Origin of the sequence: Mesorhizobium sp. M5C.F.Ca.IN.020.32.2.1, assembly GCF_004023105.1 — a bacterium.
In the GTDB taxonomy this organism is placed as follows: Bacteria; Pseudomonadota; Alphaproteobacteria; order Rhizobiales; family Rhizobiaceae; genus Mesorhizobium; species Mesorhizobium wenxiniae.
In genome coordinates this window covers 1-5,646 of the sequence record NZ_RZSX01000386.1, presented here as the reverse complement: position 1 = coordinate 5,646, position 5,646 = coordinate 1, and the positions used below count along the sequence as shown (strand labels likewise).

8 protein-coding genes are annotated in these 5,646 nt (G+C 60.5%); 4 read left to right on the top strand and 4 right to left on the bottom strand.

What is annotated here, in order from left to right:
* Both EOA86_RS19410 and EOA86_RS19405 read left to right on the top strand, forming a co-directional pair.
* Positions 1-193: outer-membrane lipoprotein carrier protein LolA (locus EOA86_RS19410; RefSeq protein WP_164891834.1), on the top strand; the 193-nt coding region annotated here is incomplete at its 5' end.
* Positions 194-575: 382 nt separating this feature from the next.
* Complete coding sequence (locus tag EOA86_RS19405; RefSeq protein ID WP_128343145.1) at positions 576-1,382, top strand: exodeoxyribonuclease III; 807 nt, start codon at positions 576-578, stop codon at positions 1,380-1,382.
* A 209-nt stretch (positions 1,383-1,591) separates the two neighbouring features.
* Here the strand turns inward: EOA86_RS19405 and EOA86_RS19400 are convergent, their stop codons facing one another.
* On the bottom strand, positions 1,592-2,047 hold the full coding sequence (locus tag EOA86_RS19400) for a cyclic nucleotide-binding domain-containing protein (RefSeq protein ID WP_128343144.1): 456 nt from the start codon (positions 2,045-2,047) through the stop codon (positions 1,592-1,594).
* Between the two features lie 230 nt (positions 2,048-2,277).
* Entirely contained in the window at positions 2,278-2,961 is a 684-nt protein-coding gene (locus EOA86_RS19395) for a response regulator transcription factor (protein WP_029349304.1), read from the bottom strand.
* 84 nt (positions 2,962-3,045) lie between these two features.
* On the opposite strand from EOA86_RS19395, the gene EOA86_RS19390 reads away from it, so the two are divergent.
* Entirely contained in the window at positions 3,046-3,642 is a 597-nt protein-coding gene (locus tag EOA86_RS19390) for a L,D-transpeptidase (protein WP_128343142.1), read from the top strand.
* A gap of 96 nt (positions 3,643-3,738) precedes the next feature.
* Here the strand turns inward: EOA86_RS19390 and EOA86_RS19385 are convergent, their stop codons facing one another.
* On the bottom strand, positions 3,739-3,975 hold the full coding sequence (locus tag EOA86_RS19385; protein WP_128343141.1) for a hypothetical protein: 237 nt from the start codon (positions 3,973-3,975) through the stop codon (positions 3,739-3,741).
* Between the two features lie 165 nt (positions 3,976-4,140).
* Between EOA86_RS19385 and gcvA the strand changes: the two genes are divergently transcribed.
* On the top strand, positions 4,141-5,082 hold the full coding sequence (gene gcvA, locus EOA86_RS19380; RefSeq protein ID WP_029349297.1) for a transcriptional regulator GcvA: 942 nt from the start codon (positions 4,141-4,143) through the stop codon (positions 5,080-5,082).
* A gap of 52 nt (positions 5,083-5,134) precedes the next feature.
* On the opposite strand, the gene EOA86_RS19375 is transcribed toward gcvA, so the two are convergent.
* Positions 5,135-5,557, bottom strand: coding sequence for a DUF1761 domain-containing protein (locus EOA86_RS19375; RefSeq protein ID WP_095520098.1), 423 nt, complete (start codon positions 5,555-5,557; stop codon positions 5,135-5,137).
* Between the last annotated feature and the right edge of the window lie 89 nt (positions 5,558-5,646).

Below are 5,646 nucleotides of genomic sequence, written 5' to 3'. Positions count from 1 at the left end.
GTTCGGCAGTTCGAAGATCACCATGATGTTCGACCCGAAAACCTACGAATTGCGCCAATGGACGATCACCGATGCGCAAGGCAAGGACACGACGGTGATGATCTTCAACGTCAGGGAAGGCGTGAGCTTCGCCCCCGACACCTTTGCCATCGACTATACGGCGAACCGCGAGCTGAACACCAAGTCGCGCTGAGGCATGGTGATGTTCAGATAATGCCGGCCTGCGAACGGTAGTTTCCTGCGTTTCGTCGTGGGAAGCCTTTCTGGACGTCAGCGCTGCCCCTCATCTTGGCTACCGCCATCTTCTCCCCGTAAACGAGGAGAAGGACGCTGTAATCGACGATTTCGCCATCCACCATGGTTGAAAGAAAGGCGCCGCGGCTGGAGCCAGCGTCTTTCTCCGGGGAGAAATGCCCGGCAGGGCAATGAGGGGCGGCGCGAGGGTCAATGATTGCGCCCGGCTTGTTTTTGCAGCGTATGGCTGGCAGTAGTTTCCGGAACTGCCTTGCCAAAAAAGCACCAGCCCGTCGGAGCTAACCAGGTTCCTGCGGTCCCGTGCCGTCCGGACCCTCCGTATGCCCTTTTCCATCGCCACCTGGAACATCAATTCCGTCCGCTTGCGCATGCCGATCGTCGAACGCCTGCTTGTCGAACAGGCACCGGACGTGCTCTGTCTGCAGGAAACCAAAGTTCCCGACGAACTGTTTCCCGAGAAGGCCTTTCGCAAGCTCGGCTACGAGCATATCGCCTTCCACGGCCAGAAGGGCTATCACGGCGTGGCGACGGTGGCGCGCCGGCCGATCGCGATTGTCGAAAAGCGCCGCTTCTGCGAGATCGAGGACTGCCGGCATCTGTCGGTCACCCTGCGGGCCGGCGGAAAGGCGATCCTGCTGCACAATTTCTACGTCCCGGCCGGCGGCGACGAACCCGATCCGATCATCAACCGCAAGTTCAAGCACAAGCTCGATTTCGTCGCCGAAATGAACGCCATCCGCGCCGAGCACGACGAAGTGTCCGGTTCGATCCTGGTCGGCGACCTCAACATCGCGCCGCTCGAGCACGATGTCTGGTCGCACAAGCAGCTCCTGAAGGTGGTCAGCCATACGCCGGTCGAGACGGAAAATTTCGAGGCGATGCGGCTCGCCGGCGACTGGGTCGACCTGATGCGGCTCAACGTGCCTTATGAGCAGAAGCTCTACACCTGGTGGAGCTATCGCGCGCAGGATTGGGAAGCGTCGGATCGCGGCCGGCGGCTCGACCATGTCTGGTCGTCGCCAAACCTGGTGCCGAGCTTTGCCGGCTACGAGATCCTGCGGCCGGCGCGCGGCTGGGAACGGCCGTCGGATCATGTGCCGGTCATAGCGCGGTTCGACCTGGATTAGGTGTATCGATATTCAGATCAGGCCGGCCTGCGAATGGTGGTTTCCTGTGCTTCCGGTGCTCACGTACCCAAAAGCACGCTCCGCTCCGGTTCTCGGATCCCACCATTCTCGGCTCGGCCTGATCTGAATCTCGATACACCTCAGCCTTGCCGCCCTGATTCGATGGCTTTCACGGGCCATTGGTTGCGAGAGCGAGTTGAAATCCGGGTTCAGTTCTCGAAACGCGGCGCCAGCTCCTCGATGCGGCGGATCATTGCCAGAAAATCCTCGGAGATGCGCTGGTGCAGATGGACCGCGATATCCGGATATTCCTCCAGGATGCGGTGGAACATCTTGCGACTGAGCCGCAGCACTTCCGAATCGATCTGGGCGGATGCGCTGGTCAGCCGGTTGGTATCGGCGATCAGCGCCAGTTCGCTCAGCATCGTACCGGGACCGGCCGTGCCTATCGGGACGCGGGCGCCATCCTGCTCGCGATACAGCAGGATGCGCCCGCTGACGACGATATAGGCACAATCGGCCTCGTCGTCCTCGCGGTAAAGCTTGTGGTCGGCCTGCAGCTTGGTGGTTTCCGCGCCAAAGGCGAGCAGACGCAACTGTTCCTCCGTGAAGCCCTCGAAGAGCCTCACGGCGGACAGGATGCGGATGTCGTCATCCAACGCCATCTAGCTAGGTCCCCGAACGGCCAGTCCAATCCCTCCCTTACAGCGCCGAGCATCCCTTTGAACGCGCAAAGGACGCGCTAAACGCTTTGAAATCGACGCACCATGCTTTCGAAAAAAGATTCCGATTTTTGGTCCGATGCGTCAGTGAGTTCGATCCAGAACCACCTCCAGTCTCAGGATCGTACCCGAAAGCGGCCCCTGCCCCGACCGCTGATTGAATGATTAAATGTTTAAGGAACCAGCTTGTAGCCGCCGCTTTCTGTCACAAGAATTTCTGCGTTAGAAGGATCGCGCTCGATCTTCTGGCGCAGCCGATAGACATGGGTTTCCAGCGTGTGCGTGGTGACGCCGGAATTGTAGCCCCAGACTTCCTCGAGCAGCACGTCGCGCGTCACCACCTTCTGGTCGGCGCGGTAGAGATACTTGATGATCGAGGCTTCCTTTTCGGTCAACCGCACCTTGGCGCCGCGCTGATCGATCAGAAGCTTCTGGCTGGGCTTGAAAGTGTAGGGGCCGACCGAAAAGGTGGCGTCTTCGCTCTGCTCATGCTGGCGAAGCTGGGCACGGATGCGGGCCAGGAGAACCGCGAATCGGAACGGTTTGGTCACATAGTCGTTGGCGCCGGCTTCGAGGCCGAGAATCGTGTCGGAATCGGTGTCGTGTCCCGTCAGCATGATGATGGGCGACTTATAGCCGCCCTTGCGCAGTATCTTCACTGCCTCGCGGCCATCCATATCGGGGAGGCCGACATCCATGATGAGCAGATCGATGAGGCCGCCGCGGGCCGTGGCGACACCTTTGGCGGCGGTTGATTCCTGCAGGACGTCGAATTCCTCATAGAGAGACAATTGCTCGACGAGCGTGCCGCGCAGGTCGTCATCGTCATCGACGATCAGAATTGTGCGTGAAGTCATGGATCAATCCGTTGTTTTGAAAAGAAAATTCAGTTGACCGCTGCCTGTTTATGCGGAAGCTGACCGACACAACAGCCGATCACAATGATTTGTTCCGTGGCACGATCATACAAGAAAAAACGCGCGTGCAATGAGGCGAGCGCATTTTTGCGAAAAGGGCTTCGTGTCCTCACCGTGCGCGCCAGGCCCGGCCACGCCAGCCAGGGGCTTCTGCAGGCTGGCAAGCTGGTGTTTTCATGTGCGCTGGGACGCGGCGGCATATCGGCCGGCAAGCGCGAAGGCGACGGCGCCACGCCGCTTGGTTCGATGCGGATCCTGTCGGGATACTTTCGTAACGATCATTTTTCCGGAGGCCGCAAAACCCGGCTGGCGATGACGCCGATCGGTCCGGATCTCGGCTGGTGCGAAGTGCCTGAGGACCGCAACTACAACCGTCCGGTCAGGATTCCCTATGGCGCCAGCCACGAGCGGATGCTGCGCATTGACCGGCTCTATGATGCCTGCCTGGTGCTCGACTGGAACATTTCGCCGCGTCGCCGCGGGCGCGGCAGCGCCATCTTCTTTCATCTGGCGCGCCCCGGCTTCACGCCGACGCAAGGCTGCGTCGCGGTGACGGCGCGCACGATGACCCGGCTGCTGCCGCTGCTGTCGGATCGCACGGTGATGAAGGTGGTGAGGTAGGGAATAGGGGAATAGGGGAATAGGAAAGTGTCAGTAGGATCGCGCAGGCGCGCCGCTTACCTTTTAGCTGCCCTACTGCCCTACTGCCCTACTGCCCTACGTCCGCGGCCTCTGCCAGCCGATGTCGAGCAGACCCAACCGGCCGAGTTCCCGGTCCGTCACGCGCGCGACATCCTTGCGTTCGGCGCCGATGTCGCGCAATTGGCGGTCCGCAAGATCGTCGACGTTCTGATGCGGGAGATTGACCGCAACTTTCGCATGGCGAAACCAGTCAAGCGTCGCGCGCAGCCAGGCCGACCGGGCGATTGCAGGAGTTATAACTATGTGGGACATGGCACAATCCACTTCATTCGGATGTCAAATCCGGTTTGATGTTATTTCGATGGTCCCATCATGCCGGATTGAAATCAAAACGAGAAACGAGTAGTTTTCTCACCATCTTCAAGTTTTATTTGAGGATTGGAAAATGATCGACCGGCCTCTCCTCGTCCTACTGTGATGGCTCGCCTGCTGCCGGGAACCCGTGCACTGAGGACGCTGGAGGCGGCGGCCCGGCACCTCAATTTCACCCGCGCCGCAGATGAGCTCGGCCTGACGCCGGCTGCGGTCAGCCACCAGATCAAGGAAATCGAGGATCAGCTCGGCATCGTGCTGTTCACGCGCACCAGCCGCACGATCCGGCTGACGGAGGCGGGCGCGGTGCTGTTCGAGGCGTCGACCGACGCGCTGGATCTGCTTGGCCGGGCCGTCTCACGGGCGCACAAGATGGCGCGCGGAACGGCGCTGCTGAAAGTGACCCTCGACGCGCAGTTTGCGACAAAATGGCTAATGCGGCGCGTCGATGACTTTCGCAAGCAGCGGCCGGGCATCGAGCTCCGCTTCGACATTGCGTCCGAATTGCGCGATTTCGACCTGGACGACGTCGATGTCGGAATCCGATTCGGCGCGGGAAAATATCCGGGCCTTTGCACCCACCGGCTGTTCGACAACATCATCATTCCTGTGTGCAGCCCCAGCCTGCTGGCCTCCGGCCCACCGCTGCGCGAGCCGCGCGATCTCTTCCATCACACGCTTGCCCATATCGAGTGGGCGCGACAAGGCGTGACGTGGCCGAATTGGCGCATGTGGATGGCGGCGGCCGGCGTCGATGATTTCGACGACAGCCGGACGATCGTGTTCGGCACCTCGACCGACGCCGTTCAGGCCGCACTCGACGGCAATGCCGTCGCGCTCGCCGATTTTGCCATGGTGGCAAACGATCTTTCCGAGGGCCGGCTGATCCGGCCCTTCGAACTTGGCATCAGGGTTCCGCCCGACTTCGCCTATCATCTGGTCTACCCCATCGGATCGGCCAACGACGCCAGGATCGAGGCGTTCAGGGATTGGCTCCTGAACGAAGTTCACAACCCGCAGCCGGACCAACGCTTGGATGAGCTTTAGGCCGCTCTGAGTGATCAGCCGGCGGTCGTCGACCTATTTCGTGGCGGCAGGATCAGCCCGCGACTTCCCCTGCGCCGAACCAGCCAATCACCGCGCCGATGATAAGCAGCACGCCGAGCCAGTGACCGCAGTCTATTATCGTCAGGTCCCAGCCGAACCCTTCGTAGCGATGATTGACGGATAACGTCGTGGCGACGAATCCGAACCAGAGAACGAAGCCGAAGACGAGCCCGGCAACGAGGCTCGGTTCGCCACCGGTCATCGCTCCGATAATCAGGGACATGACGAGCGCCATGACAAGTTCCGCAATGAAGCTGATGACGAAGGGCAGCGGCGATTTACTCATGGTCGCCGGATCAAGCCTGGCGGCCTTGAGCCACGGCTTGCTCAGGCCCATGTACCATGCAGCGCCGAACAACCACGCCACCACCGCGGCGACAATCACCGCCAGCCAGTTCACTGCTGAAAAATCCATGATTCCCTCCCCGGAAGCATGTCGCCCAAAAGTGCCCAGCGGTTTTGGGACAACGCTATGCGTACTCTCAAAATCGATGCGTGATGGAA